18 protein-coding genes and 1 pseudogene are annotated in these 17318 nt (G+C 66.3%); 11 read left to right on the top strand and 8 right to left on the bottom strand.

Annotation, left to right across the window (positions count from 1 at the left end; genetic code table 11):
• Nucleotides 1-206 precede the first annotated feature (206 nt).
• From V1Y59_RS12000 to V1Y59_RS11980, 5 genes are all read left to right on the top strand, one after another.
• Nucleotides 207-1511, top strand: coding sequence for an MFS transporter (locus V1Y59_RS12000; RefSeq protein WP_330505192.1), 1305 nt, complete (start codon nt 207-209; stop codon nt 1509-1511).
• Nucleotides 1512-1559: 48 nt separating this feature from the next.
• On the top strand, nt 1560-2081 hold the full coding sequence (locus V1Y59_RS11995) for a TetR/AcrR family transcriptional regulator (protein WP_330505191.1): 522 nt from the start codon (nt 1560-1562) through the stop codon (nt 2079-2081).
• A gap of 57 nt (nt 2082-2138) precedes the next feature.
• Nucleotides 2139-2801, top strand: a complete 663-nt coding sequence (locus V1Y59_RS11990) for an NAD(P)H-dependent oxidoreductase (protein ID WP_330505190.1) — start codon at nt 2139-2141, stop codon at nt 2799-2801.
• A 117-nt stretch (nt 2802-2918) separates the two neighbouring features.
• Nucleotides 2919-3974, top strand: coding sequence for a zinc-binding dehydrogenase (locus V1Y59_RS11985; RefSeq protein ID WP_330505189.1), 1056 nt, complete (start codon nt 2919-2921; stop codon nt 3972-3974).
• 145 nt (nt 3975-4119) lie between these two features.
• Complete coding sequence (locus V1Y59_RS11980) at nt 4120-4500, top strand: SRPBCC family protein (RefSeq protein WP_330505366.1); 381 nt, start codon at nt 4120-4122, stop codon at nt 4498-4500.
• A 22-nt stretch (nt 4501-4522) separates the two neighbouring features.
• Here V1Y59_RS11980 and V1Y59_RS11975 read toward each other — a convergent pair whose 3' ends face one another.
• The gene (locus V1Y59_RS11975) at nt 4523-4912 is read right to left on the bottom strand and encodes a DUF2255 family protein (protein WP_330505188.1); all 390 of its coding nucleotides are present in this window, start codon (nt 4910-4912) and stop codon (nt 4523-4525) included.
• Between the two features lie 51 nt (nt 4913-4963).
• On the bottom strand, nt 4964-5293 hold the full coding sequence (locus tag V1Y59_RS11970; protein WP_330505365.1) for a VOC family protein: 330 nt from the start codon (nt 5291-5293) through the stop codon (nt 4964-4966).
• A gap of 134 nt (nt 5294-5427) precedes the next feature.
• Between V1Y59_RS11970 and V1Y59_RS11965 the strand changes: the two are divergent.
• Both V1Y59_RS11965 and V1Y59_RS11960 read left to right on the top strand, forming a co-directional pair.
• Nucleotides 5428-5580: pseudogene (locus V1Y59_RS11965) on the top strand (type II toxin-antitoxin system VapB family antitoxin); the annotation flags it as partial.
• Nucleotides 5581-5645: 65 nt separating this feature from the next.
• Complete coding sequence (locus V1Y59_RS11960; protein ID WP_330505187.1) at nt 5646-6062, top strand: PIN domain-containing protein; 417 nt, start codon at nt 5646-5648, stop codon at nt 6060-6062.
• Nucleotides 6063-6165: 103 nt separating this feature from the next.
• Here the strand turns inward: V1Y59_RS11960 and V1Y59_RS11955 are convergent, their stop codons facing one another.
• Nucleotides 6166-6981 (bottom strand): SHOCT domain-containing protein, encoded by an 816-nt coding sequence (locus V1Y59_RS11955; RefSeq protein WP_330505364.1) that lies wholly within the window; start codon nt 6979-6981, stop codon nt 6166-6168.
• Nucleotides 6982-7205: 224 nt separating this feature from the next.
• Between V1Y59_RS11955 and V1Y59_RS11950 the strand changes: the two genes are divergently transcribed.
• Nucleotides 7206-8507: a dicarboxylate/amino acid:cation symporter gene (locus V1Y59_RS11950; RefSeq protein ID WP_330505186.1), complete on the top strand. Its 1302-nt coding sequence runs from the start codon at nt 7206-7208 to the stop codon at nt 8505-8507.
• A 90-nt stretch (nt 8508-8597) separates the two neighbouring features.
• Nucleotides 8598-9731: a nitronate monooxygenase gene (locus tag V1Y59_RS11945; protein WP_330505185.1), complete on the top strand. Its 1134-nt coding sequence runs from the start codon at nt 8598-8600 to the stop codon at nt 9729-9731.
• Nucleotides 9732-9735: 4 nt separating this feature from the next.
• Here the strand turns inward: V1Y59_RS11945 and V1Y59_RS11940 are convergent, their stop codons facing one another.
• Together V1Y59_RS11940 and V1Y59_RS11935 are read right to left on the bottom strand one after the other, a co-directional pair.
• Entirely contained in the window at nt 9736-9963 is a 228-nt protein-coding gene (locus V1Y59_RS11940; RefSeq protein ID WP_330505184.1) for a hypothetical protein, read from the bottom strand.
• 3 nt (nt 9964-9966) lie between these two features.
• Nucleotides 9967-10551, bottom strand: coding sequence for an Rv1733c family protein (locus tag V1Y59_RS11935; RefSeq protein WP_330505183.1), 585 nt, complete (start codon nt 10549-10551; stop codon nt 9967-9969).
• 641 nt (nt 10552-11192) lie between these two features.
• Here V1Y59_RS11935 and V1Y59_RS11930 point away from each other — a divergent pair.
• Nucleotides 11193-11810, top strand: coding sequence for a transglycosylase SLT domain-containing protein (locus V1Y59_RS11930; RefSeq protein ID WP_330505182.1), 618 nt, complete (start codon nt 11193-11195; stop codon nt 11808-11810).
• Here the strand turns inward: V1Y59_RS11930 and helR are convergent.
• From helR to V1Y59_RS11915, 3 genes are all read right to left on the bottom strand, one after another.
• Nucleotides 11804-13966: an RNA polymerase recycling motor ATPase HelR gene (gene helR, locus V1Y59_RS11925; protein ID WP_330505181.1), complete on the bottom strand. Its 2163-nt coding sequence runs from the start codon at nt 13964-13966 to the stop codon at nt 11804-11806. The two genes, V1Y59_RS11930 and helR, sit on opposite strands and share 7 nt — an antisense overlap.
• Before the next feature lie 251 nt (nt 13967-14217).
• Nucleotides 14218-14973: a hypothetical protein gene (locus V1Y59_RS11920; RefSeq protein WP_330505180.1), complete on the bottom strand. Its 756-nt coding sequence runs from the start codon at nt 14971-14973 to the stop codon at nt 14218-14220.
• 143 nt (nt 14974-15116) lie between these two features.
• Nucleotides 15117-16055 carry a LysR family transcriptional regulator gene (locus V1Y59_RS11915; protein WP_330505179.1) on the bottom strand — a complete coding sequence of 313 codons (939 nt, stop codon included), beginning with the start codon at nt 16053-16055 and terminating at the stop codon, nt 15117-15119.
• Between the two features lie 82 nt (nt 16056-16137).
• Here V1Y59_RS11915 and V1Y59_RS11910 point away from each other — a divergent pair, with 82 nt between their 5' ends.
• Nucleotides 16138-17049: an EamA family transporter gene (locus V1Y59_RS11910; protein WP_330505178.1), complete on the top strand. Its 912-nt coding sequence runs from the start codon at nt 16138-16140 to the stop codon at nt 17047-17049.
• Nucleotides 17050-17318: the final 269 nt, after the last annotated feature.

The following is a 17318-nucleotide window of genomic DNA, read 5'->3' as shown; positions in this document are numbered from 1 at the left end:
GCACCACCCTCACGTCCGCCTCGCCGCAGAGCGCTGCAGCAGCTCTATTGTGGCGCGGGTCACATGCCGGCTGGTGGGCTTTGGCTTAGATCGATCGGGCGGCGACAAGGTGTGGATACCCGGAGGATCGAGTACCCGATCGCATGCCGGACAATGAATCGAGTGTTCGACAATCTGCAGCAGGGGCGATCGATGGATCGCCGCCGATGACCGCCCCACCGCGCCCGGCCCAGGCGATGGCGATCTGGCTTGTCGGACTCGCGGTCTACTTCGTCGCCGTATTCCATCGTTCGTCGCTGGCCGTCGCCGGCCTGCTCGCGGCCGATCGCTTCGACATCACGGCGTCGCAGCTGTCGACCTTCGTGGTGCTGCAGTTGCTGATCTACGCGCTCATGCAGGTGCCCGTCGGGCTCCTGGTGGACCGGTTCGGCCCGCGTTGGGTGTTGCTGTGCGGCACGTTGATCCTCACCTGCGCCCAGCTCAGCTTCGCATTCGCCGACAACTACATCTGGGCGTTGTCGTCGCGCTTCTTCGTCGGGATCGGCGACGCCATGACCTTCGTGTGCGTCCTGCGGTTGGTAACCGTCTGGTTCCCCGTCCGCCGCATCCCGCTGATGACCCAACTCACCGGGGTGCTCGGACAGCTCGGTGCGGTTGCCGCCGCGGTGCCCATGACGTGGGCGCTGTCGGCGTTGGGCTGGACACACGCCTATCTCGCCACCGCCGCGCTCGGTGCCGCGCTGTTGATTGCGACACTGGTCGTGGTTCGGGACTCGGCGCAGGCGCGCTCGGTGTCGGGTCCGATGCTCGGCCTGGCCGGTATCAAGAACAGCCTGGTCGCATCGTGGGAACATCCGGGCACGCGGCTCGGGTTCTGGATGCATTTCTCCACTCAATTCAGTGCAACCGTGCTGGGCCTGCTGTGGGGGTACCCGTTCTTCGTCGAAGGGCAGGGCGTCAGCTCGGCGGCGGCCGGTGTCCTGCTGACCGTCATGGTGCTCTCGATCATGGCGTTCGGTCCTGCCTTCGCCTGGCTGATCACCCGATGGCCCTGGCATCGGTCGACGCTCGTGCTGCTGGTGGTCGCCGCGATCGCGGGTACCTGGGCGGTGGTGCTGGCGTGGCCCGGACCGGCGCCCTATTGGCTACTGGTGATCCTGGTGGTGATCTGCGGGATGGGCGGTCCGGCGTCGATGGTCGGCTTCGACCTCGGTCGCACCTCCAATCCGGTGTTCCGGGTCAGTACCGCCACCGGCATCATCAACCAGGGCGGATTCTTTGCCAGCCTCACCCTGGTGGCGGCGATCGGCCTGATCCTCGACTGGCGGACCGCCGACGACGTGGCGGGCTATTCCGCCGACGCGTTCACCTGGGCCATGTCGGCACAGTTTCTGTTGTGGGGGATTGGCGTGACGCAGATCTGGCGCTATCGGCGCAAGGGGCGCGCTCGCCTGCTGCGCGACGATCCGGAGCTCTGGTCACAGCAGTCGGGGCGGCCGGTGCCGAACTGAGGAGACCACACCCTTGCCAGTGTAAAACGATCGTTTTACACTGGCGCTGTGTCCACCAAAGCCGCCATCGTCGTCAGCGCCGAGCAGGTCTTCGACCGGCACGGGTTCGCGGCGACGGGCATGGACCGCCTCACCGAGGCCGCCGGGGTGTCGACGCGAACGTTGTACAAGCACGTCGGGAGCAAGACCGGCCTCATGGCCGCGGTGCTCGAACTCCGGATGGAGCGGTTCTTCGTACAGTTCGACGTCGACAGCGTCGACGCGCTGTTCACGGCATTCGAGGAGTGGATCGCGGCCGAAGGTGCGCGGGGCTGCTTGTTCCTGCGGGCCCTCGCCGAGACCGGTGGCCTGACCCCCGAGGTCGCCGACGTCGTCGCCGCATACCGGGAGCGGTTGCGAGAGATGCTGGGGCGCATCGTCGTCCATGAGACCGGCCGCGATGACGGCGACCTGACCGATCAGCTCCTCGTGATCTTCGAGGGGATGACCTCGACGGCGTCGTACCTGGGCCCGCGAGCCGTGACCGCGGCCCGGGGCGCGGCGGCGCTCGCCCTCGGCCGGCCACGCTGACGAGCCGGGGCACGAACCAGAGGTCACGAACCTGTCCACGACGCGAAAGGATCACCCATGCACCTGATGACCGTGTTCGCCCATCCGTTCGCCGACAAGTATCCGGCGGCCGTGAGGGATGCCTTCCATGAACCGTTCGCCGAATCCGGGTACACGGTCGACGTTCTCGACCTTCACCGCGAGGGTTTCGACCCACGCTTCACCGAGGCCGACCACGCCCACTTCTGGGGCGGCCCCATCCCGTCCGACATCCCCGAGATGCACCGCCGCGTCGAGGCGGCCGACCGACTCGCCTTCGTGTTCCCGGTCTACTGGTGGTCGATGCCGGCGCTGATGAAGGGCTGGGTCGAGCGGGTCTTCACCGCCGGATGGGCCTACCAGTACGGCCGCGGTGTCGAGGATCGCGGTGCGGCACCGCTCAGTGGTCTGCTGCCCAGCATTCCCACCGCTCTGGTCGGTGTCGGTGGGTCGTCGAAGCGCACCTACGACAAGTACGGGTACGACGAGGCGATGCGCACCCAACTGGACGTCGGGATCTTCGCCTACTGCGGGATGAACGACGTCGAGAGTCACCTCATCTACGACGTCGAGGGAGATGTCAACGCCCCCAAGCGAGAAGACGGCGTCCGGCGAGCGCGTGAGATCGGTGCGGACTTCGCGTCGACCACCCGTGTTCCGCACACCGCAAAGGAAGATCACCTCGCCAGGCGATCCGCGTGACGCCGTCCATCTCATCTTGAGACGGACGCTCAAACATATGGCCTTCTGTGCATACGATCAACCCGACCGGCCTGCGCGCACCATCGCAGTTGCATCAGCGGACGGAGGATCCGAACAATGAAAGCACTCGTTTACCACGGTCCCGGTGACAAATCGTGGGAAGACGTTCCGGACCCCGTCATCGTCGACGCCACGGATGCGATCGTGCGCATGGAGACCACCACCATCTGCGGTACCGACCTGCACATACTCAAGGGCGACGTCCCTGCCGTCACCGCCGGCAGGGTCCTCGGTCACGAGGGGGTGGGCGTGGTTACCGAGGTGGGCGCCGACTGCACGAGAGTCAAGGTCGGGGACCGGGTGATCATCTCATGTGTCACCAAGTGCGGAACCTGCGAGTACTGCCGGATGGGGATGACCTCGCATTGTCAGACCGTCGGCGGCATCGGCTGGATCTTCGGACATCTGATCGACGGCACGCAGGCCGAGTATGTACGAGTTCCCTTCGCCGACAACGGCTTGATCCGGTTGCCGGAGGGCATCTCGGCCGAACAGGGCACAATGCTGAGCGACATCCTGCCGACCGGCTTCGAGATCGGTGTGCTCTACGGCGCGGTCAAGGAAGGCGATGTCGTCGCGGTGGTCGGCGTGGGACCGGTGGGACTGGCTGCGGTGATGACCGCATCGGCGCAGGGCGCATCCAAGGTGATCGCCGTGGACGGCAACAAGTTCCGCCTGGAGCAGTCCCGCGACTTCGGGGCCACCGACACCATCGACGTCAACGAGGGTGGTGACGTGATCGCCGAACTCAAGGAGCTCAGCCGAGGCGGCCTCGGGGTCGACGTCGCCATCGAGGCGGTCGGCGTCCCGGCGACGTTTTCGACGTGTCTGGACAGCGTGCGCCCGGGCGGCCACGTCGCCAATGTCGGCGTGCACGGGGCGAGTGTCGAGTTCCCCATTGAGCGGGACTGGATCAACAACCTCACCATCACAACAGGTTTGGTCAACGCAACCACGGCACCCGAACTGCTCGACCGCATTCAGAACGGCGAGATCGAACCGCAGAAGTTCGTGACCCACCGGTACTCGTTCGACGAGTTCGACGCGGCGTACGACACTTTCGCCAACGCCGCCGACGAGCACGCGCTCAAGGTGATCATTTCGCGCAGGTGATCGGCGCACGTCACGCGCCCGCCCCGGGGAGGGTAGACAGGGAACTGACAGATCCCCGACATCCGACACCGAAGGACGACCGATGGCACGCGCGATGCACACGGCCACGTCGGCGCTGCGGATCCGCGGCGGCTTTCGTCGCGGCATGCCGAGCGCCGAACTCCGGGTGGATCTCCCGCCGGAGACTGTCTGGTCGACAATCACCGATGTCGACACCTGGTCACGGTGGGGACCGACGGTGACCGGCGCGAAGGTCGACAACGATGCCCCGTTGGCGAACGGTATGCGAGGCATTGTCACGACCGCGGTGGGTGTGTCACTGCCGTTCGAGATCACCGAGTTCAGCGAGGGACGAGTGTGGGCGTGGAAGGTCGCCGGAGTCGACGCCACACGTCACGAGGTGATCCCGACCGCCGGCGGTTGTGTGCTGAGCTTCGGGGCGCCGATCTGGGCCGTCGGCTACCTGCCGGTGTTGGCGATTGCTCTCGCGCGCATCGAGCGGCTGGCGTCGGAGCGTAGGGACTGACCTGGCGTGCCGAGCAGGTCACTCATTCATCGACCAGGTCCAGCCGCAACGTCGTCTGCGCCGCCTCGTCGCCGACCATCCGCCCGACCGAACCCCCGTTGCGTCCGTACTTGCTGACGTAGGCCGCATCAACCGCGGATCGGATCTTGCCGTCGACGCGTCCGACGTCGGTGACCACCACGTCGGTCTGCATGCCGCCGAGTCGAACACGGGCGCTGCGAGATTGGATTGCTCGCCCGTACCAGCCCGTGTCGCGGCGATACCAGGTGCGGACGTAGATGTCGTCCCCATGCCTGACCATCCACACCGGGGTGAATCGCAGGTACCGTCCATCCGGATGTCGGGCCGAGATCTCGATCTCGGGCGAATCATCCACGGCGGTCAGCATTTCGGTCGACCAGGAATCGGACATGTTCTCATCGTAGCCGCGCTGACCACGCTCGAGATCTGCCGAATGCCATCGCTACCGGCCGCCGACACCGACCTCGTTTCCATCCGGATCACGGAAGATCGCCTTGCGGACACCGTTGTCGTAGGTTTCCTGCGATTCAGGCACCACACCGCGGCTCTCCGCCGACGTCAGGAACCCGGTCAGATCGTCGACGAACAGCGTTACATGGCCGTGTCCCGCGTCCGCGGGAGCGACCACGGCATACACGTGCCCGTGTTCGGCCAGCGTCCACACCCGTTCGACGTCATTCGGGTCGAACGATTCCACGTCGCCCAACAGCTGCTCGAACCAGTCGATTGCCCGCTCCAGGTCGGTCACCGGGACCCCGGCGAACACTTCCATGGTCACCGCCTCCGTTCGTCTCAGCTTCCAGTTGCCCGCACCTCCAGTGTGCGGTGCAGACGGACGACGACACACGGATCAGGAATGTTGGTGATGTATCGTTGTTGCATACATCACCAACATCGGAGGCTGCCGTGGCCGTGACACAGATCGATCTGGACGACGAGGCTCTCGCGGGGGTCATGCGGCTTGCGGGAGTGCACACCAAGAAAGAAGCCGTGAATCTCGCGCTCCGGGAGTACGTCGAGCGGTTCCAGCGGATCGAGGCGATCGCACGGTCTCGTGAGTATGCGCGGGGCTGGGACCACGAAGGGTGGCTGGAAGCGCGGGCAGATGAGAAAGCCACCGGCGCTTGATCTTCTATATCGTCGACTCCTCCGCGGTATGGCGGCTACAAAGGCAGCCCGAACTCACCGGATTCTGGGAGTCCGCCCTGATCGGCGGAGCGATCGGCTCGTGTGAACCGCAGCGCGCCGAGTTTCGCAGGTCGGCCCGCAATGTGGCCGAACTCGATCAGATGAACGAGGCTTTTCGAGAGATCTACCCGGATGTGCCAGTGCCGAAGTCGGTCTGGCGGTGGATCGAATCGGCGCAGCACCGACTCGCTGCAGCGGGCGCGGTTCGGGCGCTGTCAGTTGTGGATCTGCTGATTTGCGGTACCGCGGCTGCCCATGGTCTGACCGTGTTGCATGATGACGCTGACTACGAACTCGCGGCGCGTCATCTCTCAGACGTGATGGCCAGGAGAGTCATCGAAGCCGCACGCTGATCGGCCGCTCAGGCTGCGTTCCGTTCTGGCCGCACCTGCAGCTTCCGGCCGCAGTTTCATGTCCAAGCCGGAACCTGGAACTGCGGCCAGAACGGAACGCGTCTCAGAGCCGACCCAGCAACTCCGCCTTCTTGGCGGCGAACTCCTCGTCGGAGAGGATGCCTCGCTGATGTAACCCGGCGAGCGACTCGATGGCGCTGATGATCCCGGCCGAGTCGTCAGACCCGGTGGGAGGCAACGGTGCCTGCGACTCTGGTCCTTGGGGCTGCGGTGCTTGAGGTTGCGGCGCTTGAGGTTCGGGGGCGGCGAACGCCGGTGCCGCCTCGGGAGGGGCTGCTGCCGCCGGCCCGTCACCCGGCTGGGTGCCCAGCTCCTGCAGACTCGACACGTCGAAGGTGCCGAACTGGCTCGTGAAGGTCACCAGTCCGTACGCTGCGCCCTGTTGCTGCTGGACGCCGCCGATGTTGTGCTCACCGGTGTCGAAGATCCGGACCACGCCGTCGATGTTGATCGCCAGCCGACGAGGGCCCGGGAAGATCGCGTAGCGCACATGATTCTGTCCGCCCGACGAACTCGGCGAACCCAGTTCGGCCGGCCACCAGTTGTTGGCCGCGAAACCCCCGGCCGGCGCTGCAGCGGGAGGGAACACCGTCATGGTGGCCAGCATCTGCGCCAGTTCATTGCAGAGGGTGTCGACTCGGGCCTTCAACGCGTTGTCGAACATGTTGCCGACCATGGTCATCCCGCCGCGCATCCACTGTCCGGATCCGCCGAGTTCGGGGATCGAGAACTGGGCCATGGTGCCGCCGCCGGCGTTCACGGCGACCAGCATCGACACCACCGCATCGCGGGACAGGCCGTGCCGTTGCGCGATGTCGTTGACAGCGGTGTCGCCTTCGGGGGTGAGGGGTGCGCTCATGTCGATGATCCCGTTCATGTCGGGCCGATCTCCGTTGTGCCGGTGATGCCCGTTGTGTCGGTGATGCCCTGTCGGGCGATGCCGGGTTCGAGCCTACACAGGACGCCGAAACCCGCAGGCAACGCTGTCGCGATGTGCCGGTAGCGCTCCTGGCATACGTTCCACCCGGTGCGAATGCTGCGCAACCGGCAGATGGCGGGAAACCGAATTCGTGGAGGACACCAATGCGCAAAGCCTTGACCAATCCGGCGCTCCAGATCGGGGTGGGCGCGATCGCCGGCATCGTCTTCGGATTGATCGTCGGCGAGTGGGCGGCCAACCTCGAGTTCATCGGTGACATGTTCATCCGGCTGATCCAGATGTCGATCGTGCCGCTGGTGATGGCGTCGGTGATCGTCGCGACCGGCTCGATGACCGGCGCCGGAACCGGTCGGATCGCCTTTCGCACCTTCAAGTGGATGCTGGGGTTCTCGCTCGTCGCGGCAGTTCTGGCCTGGGTGCTGTGCGTGCTCATCCAGCCCGGTGCCGGCATGGTGTTCGACGGTGAACTGGACTCCTCGCTGGAGGCGGAGGCCGACGAGGCGCTCGGCTGGCAGGAGACCCTGCTGAACTTCGTGTCCACCAACATCTTCGAGGCGATGTCGACCGCGACGATGGTGCCGATCATCATCTTCTCGCTGCTGTTCGGCATCGCGCTGCGCATGCAGATCACCAAGACCGGCGACACCCGCGTCCTCACGTTCATCGATCAGGTCCAGCAGATCGTGCTGACGATGATCCGGCTGGTCATGTACATCGCCCCGGTGGGCGTCTTCTGCCTGCTCGCCGCGTTGGCCGGAGACGTGGGCTTCTCGGTGGTGACCACCGCCCTGAAGTACCTGGGCACGACGCTGATCGGGGTGCTGATCCTGTTCGCGTTGTTCGTCGTGGTCGTCACCATGCGGACCCGGTTGAACCCGGCGAAACTGCCGGGCAAGCTCGGCGAGCAGACCGCGATCGCGATCACCACGACCAGTTCGGCGGTCACGTTCCCGACGGTCCTGAAGAACACCGTCGAGAAGGTCGGCGTCAGCCAGAAGATCGCGAATTTCACGCTGTCCGTGGGATTGACGATGGGTTCCTACGGCGCCGTCCTCAACTACATGATCGTCGTCATGTTCCTGGCCCAGGCCGGCGACATCTCGCTGAGCTTCGGTCAGATCGCCCTCGGCATGGGCCTGGCGATCCTGCTCAACATGGGCACCATCACCGTTCCGGGCGGGTTCCCGGTCGTCGCGATGTTCCTCGCCACCTCCCTCGACCTCCCGTTCGAGGCGATCGGCCTGCTCATCGCGGTCGACTGGTTCACCGGCATCTTCCGCACCTTCCTCAACGTCAACGGCGACACCTTCGTCGCGATGCTGGTGGCCAACGCCGACGACGAGATCGACCGCGACGTCTACAACGGCACCAAGACGGTGACCGCGGAGGAGATCGACCTCGACGAATACGGCGACGCGATGGCACGGGCAGATCAGGCGGACTGACCGGGACCAACCACTTGTCGGGCGGGACCCCGTCTAGTATCAAGATTAGAACACGTTCTAGTTCGAGCCCTGGTGCTGAAGGAGTCCCGCATGCACACCCCGATCTGTGACGAGCTCGGCATCGAGTTCCCGATCTTCGCGTTCACCCACTGCCGCGACGTGGTGGTCGCGGTCAGCAAGGCGGGGGGATTCGGTGTGCTGGGCGCGGTCGGCTTCACGCCGGAGCAGCTCGAGGTCGAGCTGAACTGGATCGACGAGCACATCGGCGACCACCCATACGGCGTCGACATCGTCATCCCGAACAAGTACGAGGGCATGGACGCCGACATGTCGACCGAGGAGCTCACCAAGATGCTCCAGTCGATGGTGCCGGCCGAGACACTCGACTTCGGTCGCAAGCTGCTGCTCGACCACGGAGTCCCGTTGAACGAGGACGACGACAACTCGTTGCAGCTCCTCGGCTGGACGGAGGCGACCGCCACGCCTCAGGTGGAGATAGCGCTGCAGCATCCGAAGGTGAAGCTGATCGCCAACGCCCTCGGCACCCCGCCGGCGGACATGATCGAGAAGATCCACGAGTCCGGACGCAAGGTCGCCGCGCTGTGTGGCTCCCCGCAGCAGGCACTCAAGCACGCGGCCGCAGACGTGGACATCATCATCGCGCAGGGCGGCGAAGGCGGCGGCCACTGCGGCGAGGTGGGCTCGATCGTGCTGTGGCCGCAGGTCGTCAAGGCGGTCGCGCCGCGTCCGGTACTCGCCGCCGGCGGTATCGGCAGCGGCCAGCAGATCGCCGCGGCGCTGGCGCTGGGCACCCAAGGTGCATGGACGGGGTCGCAGTGGCTGATGGTGGAAGAGGCCGAGAACACCCCCACGCAGCAGGCGGCCTACGTCAACGCGGGAAGCCGTGACACCGTCCGCAGCCGGTCGTTCACCGGCAAGCCATGCCGAATGCTGCGCAACGACTGGACCGAGGCGTGGGAGGACCCGAACAATCCCGAGCCGCTCGGAATGCCGTTGCAGTACATGGTGTCCGGCATGGCCGTCGCCGCCACCCACAAGTACCCCGACGAGAGCATCGACGTCGCCTTCAACCCGGTCGGCCAGGTGGTCGGTCAGTTCGAGAAGGTGGAGAAGACATCGGCGGTCATCGAACGGTGGGTCGGGGAGTACATCGACGCCACAACCACTTTGGAAGGCCTGGCCAACTCCGCGGCGTCGGTCTGAGTCGTCAGGCGATCAGCGCCCAGACGAACCGTAACCCGATCGCCGTGAACCCGAACACCGCGGTGGCGACCAGCCAGCGTCGAGCCAATCGATCCCGGGTGTCGTTGTCGCGGTGGGGGTTCGGGCGAAGGTAGACGAAGGCGGCGGTCAGTGCACAGGCCGATGCCGTTGCGCCGGTGAGGATGACCAGAGTCAACATCACCACGTTCGTCGTGTCGTCGAGTGATCCCATCGGTCAGTGCCGGAGCTGGTCGCCACCGTCGCCGGTCAACAGGGCGAGACCGGCGTCCCACTGGCGTCGGCGATACCGGTCGGCGATGGCTCGTGCGGCCACGACGAATCCGATGACGAGCGAGATGGCCGCCAGGTAGAACCCGACCGCAGCCAGAGCTGCGCTGATCGCCGCGTCGTTGGCGGTCATCGGCGGCAGCGTGGACTCGCCGCGTGGATTGACCCACACCGTGACAGGGTCGCCGGCATCGATGGTGATGTCGTCGGTGGTGACGGTGTCGGTGTGCGTCACCGAGTTGTGTGTCCACTGTGCCGTGACGATGCCGGACGGCGTGGCTTCGGTGGCGACTGCCGTCGCGTCATCGACCGCTGTGGCCGTTATCGGCTGGATGGTCCGCGCCTGCTGCTCGACGGCGGCGATCTGAGAGTCGTGGACGTTGCCCATCACCAGAGCGGCGAGCGGTATCGCCACCACCGCGAGTATCGCCGCCAGGCAGGCAGCCAACGCCTCGGCCCGGTCTGACCGGCGAACGAGCGGATTGCTGCTGAACAGAGGCGCCACGGACCATCGGCGAGTCATGCGATACATGCCGACCACCCCCGGCCCTGATTGATTGCACCCCGGACGAGTTCATCGTGACACCGGAACACCCCTGCTGGCCAGCCACTGAAAAGGGGACGGGGCCAACGTCACAGCACGATCCGGATCCTCAGAGGTGCGGTAGCGAACGGTGTCGTATGGGTAACGAATCGGCGGCGGAAACGTGTCGTCTCTTGACATTGATTGTGTGAAACCCGTCACAGCCGGGAGGGTCTGGGAAACCGCAGGTCAAATGACCTATCTCGCTGCTCGGGGGGTCAGCCGCACCCCGCTCGCGCGGCTGTCGTAAGCGTCCTCTATTGGACATTCCTCAGGAACGTATATCAATCTGTTACCTACCAGGAGGCAGGCGACGGTCTGCCCAGCACGAGAAAGTCGAATAGCTATGCGGAACCATCCCGCATGCGCAATCCGCGGACTCGTGTTGGCCATCAGGGTCATCACCGCCGCTGTCTGAGCGAGCCGCGCCAGACGACCACCCGACCGAACGGGTTTTGCGCCATGCGCCGGGCGTCCCTTCGCCCGATCAACAAGTTCACCAAGCATCATCTCGGCCGAGCGCATCGCGCGTGTCGGCGGGCTGGATGCTGCCGGTCGCCATCCGGCCGGCCCAATCAGGAATCACGCTCATGAATGTTGTCTCTACCTCGCTTCGCCGTACCCGCGGCTTGCTTCACTCTCGCTCCAGCCACGTCATCGGGTCGGTCACGCTGGCATTCGCCGCGCTGGTCACCGTCGCATCGGTGAGCGTCGACGAGCCGGCCCGGGCCGACCAGCAGATCACGGCCACGGCCAAGACCGAAGACATCCAGAAGAAGGCCGAGGAGGCGATCGCCGCGCTGCCGAGCGAGCCGTCGGCGACGTCGACACCGGCCCCCGCTCCCGCACCGGCCCCTGAGCCCAAACCCGCGCCCAAGCCGGTCTACCCGAACAACCTGGACGGCTGGATTCGTGAGGCCCTCGACATCATGCGGGCGAACAACATCCCCGGCAGCTACGACGCCATCCACCGCAACATCATGCGTGAGTCCACCGGCAACCCGCAGGCCATCAACCTGTGGGACTCGAACGCCGCTGCCGGCATCCCGTCCAAGGGGCTGCTGCAGGTGATCGACCCGACCTTCGCGGCCTACCACGTGCACGGTACCGCGTTCGATGTGTGGAACCCGGTCTCCAACATCGTGGCAGCCTGCAACTATGCGGCCCACCGGTACGGCTCGATGGACAACGTCAACTCGGCCTACTGATCGAGCACGACCAACTCGCGCGTCGCCCGCGTCATCGCCACATAGCGGTCGACCGCGCCGGTGACCCCGGACCCGAATTCATCTGGGTTGACCAGCACTACCAGGTCGTACTCCAGTCCCTTGGCCTGCTGCGGGGACAACGACCGCACACGTGCGGTGCCGACGAAGGCGGGGTCACCGATCACGCACGCGGTGCCCTCATCGTTCTCCGCCAGCCATACTCGGAGGATCTCGTCGAGTTCCCCCACCGCGGCATGCCGGACCGGTAGGCCGCTGCTCCGGATGGACGTGGGAACGTTGGCATCGGGCAGGGCGGCGCGGATGACCGGCTCCGCGTGGGTCATGATCTCTTCCGGCGTACGGTAATTCACTGTCAGCGACGCCATCGTGACGTCGCGCAGCCCGACGCGCTCGAGGCGTTCGGTCCATGTATCGGTGAACCCCGAACGTGCCTGGGCGCGATCGCCGACCACGGTGAAGCTGCGAGATGGGCAGCGCGCCAACAACATCTGCCATTCGGCGTCGGTGAGTTCCTGGGCCTCATCGACGATGATGTGGGCGAACGGTCCGGCCAGGACATCGGCGTCGTTCGTGGGCACAGTGTCGGCGTCGTCGAGGACGTCGCGTAGGTCCGTACTGCGCAACATCGACATCAGGCCCTCGCCGTCGTCGTAGGTGCTGGAGTCGAGCAGCTCGTCGACGACGCGCTCCATCCGGTCGTGGCCCGCGCGCCGCTGCGCCTCGGCGTGACGTCGTCGCCGCGATGCGGCCGGGTCCCCGAGTCGGCGACGTGCGGCGTCCAGGAGCGGTAGATCCGATGTGGTCCACGCATCGACATCGGTGCGCTGCAGTGCGGCGACGTCGTCACGAACCAGTTCGGGGGCACACAGCCGCAGATAGGCGGGCACCGACCAGAGGTCGCCGACCAGATCGGTGTACTCCAGGATCGGCCACGCCCGGCCGAGAGTCGACGTCAGTTCTTCATTGTCTGCCAACGAGTTCCGAAGTTGAGTCGTCGGAACGTCGCGATCGTGTTTCGCGATGATGATGTCCACCAAGGCCTCCCACACCTGGTCACGCGCCTCGTTATGGGGTGTGCCCGCCTCCGGCGCGGCGAAGGCCTCCGCCCAGTCCGGTCGGGTGAGAACCACATCGGCCCAGTCGGTCTCCACTGTCATCGATGTCGTCGGCGGGGTCTCGTAGAACCGCACCGCGGGTTCGATCGCATCGACCATCGAGGAGGATGCTTTCAACCGGGCCACCGTGGGATCGGTCTCGGGCCGTGCGCGGGCGCCCTCGGGGAGCAGGTCGCGCAGCGTCACCGTCTGCACGCTCTCCTCGCCGAGGCTCGGCAGCACATCGGCGATGTATCCGAGGTAGGGCTCGTGCGGGCCCACCACCAGCACACCTCCGCGGTTGCCCGCCAGACGCGGGTCGGCGTAGAGCAGGTAGGCGGCGCGATGCAGCGCCACCACCGTCTTGCCGGTGCCGGGGCCGCCGTCGACCGCCAGGGCACCGTGCGAGTCGGCGCGCACGATGGTGTCCTGATCGGACGCGATCGTGCTCAGCACATCCCGCATGCGTGGCGAACGGCTCGCGCCGAGACCGGCGATGAACGCCGAGTCGTCGTCGAGGACCAGCGATCCGTCGTCGGCGGCGTCGGTGGTGAACACCTCGTCCCAATAGTCGACGATCTGACCGCGCCCCCACCGGTACCGACGCCGGCTCCGTAGCCCCATCGGATGTGCGGGCGTGGCCGAGAAGAACGGTGCAGCGGCCGGCGCCCGCCAGTCGATCAGGAGTTGACGTCCGGTTCGGTCGGTCAGTCCGATGCGGCCGATGTAGTGGACCTCGACGGAGCCGTCCTCCGGATTGCCGCTGACGATCCGGCCCAGGCACAGATCCAGGCGGAAGCGTCGCAGCGTGCGCAGTCGTCGGTTCAGTTCGTGGATCTCCAGATCACGTTCGATCGCCTGCTTGCCTTTGCGTGCGGATGTCCTCCGCAGCACGTCGAGGCGAGAGGTGAGGTCGGCGATCAGCTCGTCGAGGCTGGTCGACATCGCGGCGAAGTGCCGCTCGTCGTCGGTGATCCGGGCGGGCTCGTCCTTGGCGGGATGGGCGGCGAGATCGAAAACGGACGTGGTCAACGGTGGCATGTGGGCGGCTCCCGGGATCAGGCAAGGATGGATCGGTGGCACTGTCGGAGTGAAGGTTTGGGCACAACGCGGCAACGGTTGGACGGTGATCGGCGGCGGGCGAAGGCTCCGCGCAGTCGGTGTCGGCGCACGCAGAGGAGACCATTGTGCAGCGTGCCGGGGGCCTTGCGGCAAGCCCCGGTCCCCGCTATACCTTGAAAGGGGCAGGGTTCACGCCGACATCGAAACCGCGATCATCACAGCGGCAACCATCACAGCGGCGATGAAGTCCACCATCCCGGGTCCGGCGGCATTGGCGGCCAGGGCGAATCGGTCTGGCCGGGCAGACGAGACGGCACTTCGGCCGGAGCAGCGGCCGCGCACGCATGCTCATCGGCGGTGGTGCGCGGGTAGACCGCCGCGAAGTCGTATCGGGTCACATGCCAGTCGCCGAAGACATCACCGTCGGGCGTCCGTGCGGTCCCGCGGGTGTTACCCGGTGGGAGAACCCCGCTGCGGCGGAAGTCGATCTCGACCGGCCGTGGCGCGTCGAGTCGAATCGACCATTCACCGTCGGTCATCTTGATCGATCGATACCCATAGCGGCACAGTACGATTCGAGTCCAGTCCGCCTTGTCGACGCGACGGAGGCCGGTGAAGAACGCAGTGCCCACACCGGGATTGGTCTCGGTCGTCTCCGACGGGTAGAACTCGACCATCTGCCCGATGTTCGACGGTGCCGCGTCCTCGAATCCCCGGTATCCCCACTCCGCCGAGCGTCCGGCATTCGCCAGCTCAAACGATTCGACGAAGGCACGGACGAAGGTGCCTTCCTGTCCGAACACATCGAACACGCCTCCGGTCAGCCAGCGGAAGGTGACGTCGAAAGAGGCCGGGATGTTCTCGGGCGGTGGCGAAGCAGGCTCCGGAGTCGGAGGCTGTGCCGAGCCCGCGCATCCGCCGATCGCGAGCGCGGCGACGACCGCCGCGGTGGCCGCGGCGATTCGATGGTGACGTACTCGTCCCATCGGCGGTCCATCCCTTCGGGCGGCCCCCCACTCGGCTTGAGTGCAGGATAGGCGCCCGAGTGAACCCCGAGGCCCCCGCTGTGGCATCGGAACGGCCTAGAAAAGGCAACGAAAGCGACACGGCCGCGTCCGGTGGCGACCGACTAGCCCGTGGTTGCCCGCAACCGGTGGCGCGGCTCGTCGAGACGCCGCTCGGCCGCGACCTGTGCGAGCACGTCACGAAACGCGACGACGGCAGGGTGGCCGGTGCGTCCGGCCCGCACCGACGTGTACAGAATTCGTTCCGGATCGCCCGGCAGGGCGGCGAGCTGTGCACCGCGCAGGTGTTCGGCGGCGATGAGCGCGGTGACGAACGCCAAGGCATGTCCGGTCCGGACCATCTGCGCATGCAGCAACGGATCCGGGCCCTCGAGCATCACCCGCGGTTCGAAACCCGCACCACGACAGACGGCCCGCCCCCAGTCGCCGCTGGCGGTTCCCTCCGGGTCCAGGGCCCACGGTGCGTCGGCCAGGTCGGCGATCCTCTCTGGCGTCTGTGCCCATGGACCGTGAGAGGGCACGGCGAGGAACAGCGAATCGCGCACGAGGTCGGCGCGGTCGGTTCCGGTTCGCGGAGGGTCGGGCAGGTCGGGATACTCCTCGCCGAGGATGAGGTCGAAGTCGTGAGCGAGCAGGCCGCTGAATGCGGCGTCGACCACGCGCTGCGTGATCTCGACCTGCAGGGCGGGGTAGGCCTCGTTCAGCCGGGTCAGGGCCGGGGGCACGATCTCGAGCGCCACGGACTGGAACGAGGCGACGCGCAATGTACCGCTGACGCTCGGCTGGGTGGCCGCGAGTTCGGCTTCGGCCTGCTCGAGCTGTGCCAGCACCACCTCGGTGTGTCCCACCAGGGTGACCGCGTCGTCGGTCAGGCGGACTCGGCGGCCGACGTGCTCGAGCAGCGGGACGCCGACCTCGCGTTCGAGCAGGGACAACTGCTGTGAGATCGCTGACGGGCTGTACGACAGCGCGTCGGCGACCTGCGCCAGGGTGCCGCGCAGATGCAGCTCACGGAGGATGCGCAGCCGGGTCACGTTCAGCACCCTCCAATGGTAAGAGAATCTGATGGATATCACGCGAAAACATTCACTGGACTGACCGGATTCGGCGCGTGATGCTGTCAGCATGAGAGCGACGGCGACGACAAGGCGATCGGGTTGCGGCGGTGTGGACCAGACCGGTCCGGCCGTGTTGATGATCCTCGGATCGTGTATCTCGTTGCAGTTCGGCGCCGCTCTCGCCGTTCACCTGTTCCCGCATGTGGGGGCACTCGGGGCGACCACACTGCGTCTGGCCATTGCGGCACTGATCCTGCTGGTGGTGATCCGGCCGGACATCCGGCGGTGGACGCGTACGGAATGGACGGCCGTTCTGGCATTCGGGATCGCCATCGGCGCCATGAACGCGGCGTTCTACTCGGCGATCGATCGGATACCGCTCGGTGTGGCGGTGTCGATCGAGTTCGCCGGTCCCCTGATCCTGGCCGCCGCGCTGTCGCGGAGCCGCGCCGATCTCGCCTGGGTGTCGCTGGCGGTGGTCGGCATGGGACTGCTGGGCGTGGAGGGGGTGCTGCATGCCGACGGGCTCGACCTCGTCGGCGTGGCGTTCGCACTGTTGGCCGGGGCGTTCTGGGCCGGGTACATCCTGACCAGTTCGACCGCGGGTCGGCTCGTGCCCGGCAACGACGGTCTGGCCGTGGCGTTGGTGGTGTCGGCCATGGTGGTCGCTCCGCTGGGTGCCTCGGGTGCGGCGGCGGCGTTCACCGACGTGCGGCTGCTGGCGTTCGCGGCGGCCGTCGCCGTGCTCGCGTCGGTGATCCCGTACTCCCTGGAGTTCGCCGCGGTGCGCCGCCTCCCCAAGCACGTGTTCGGGGTGCTGCTGAGTCTGGAGCCCATCGTCGCCGCGGTGGCCGGCTGGCTGCTGCTCGATCAGTCCCTGGGCGCAGTCCGGCTCGGGGCGATCATGCTGATCGTGTTCGCCAGCATGGGCACGACGGTCACGGCATCGCGGGCGCGGCGGCGGACGACGGCCGGGTGAGGCGTGCGGTTCGCGCGTTGACCGAGTGGGTTCATCCGTTGATCGAGTAGCCGGTTGCCCCCGTTGATCGAGTAGCCGGTGAGCTTGCGAGCCGGCGTATCGAGATCGTGGTCAGTGCAACTGGTTTCGATACGCGTGCTCGCCTAGTGTCCTGTCAGGTAGATTCGTCGTTTAATTGTTGTTCTCGTTGATCGCGGCGCAGTAGCCGGCGAGGCGTTGCAGGATTTCGTCTGCGGTTTTGTGCCAGATGAAGGGCGTGGGGTTGGTGT

This window comes from Gordonia prachuapensis, from assembly GCF_036350515.1.
GTDB classification, from domain to species: Bacteria; Actinomycetota; Actinomycetes; order Mycobacteriales; family Mycobacteriaceae; genus Gordonia; species Gordonia prachuapensis.
Note: the sequence above shows the minus strand (reverse complement) of the source record. Positions and strands in the feature narration are given on the sequence as shown.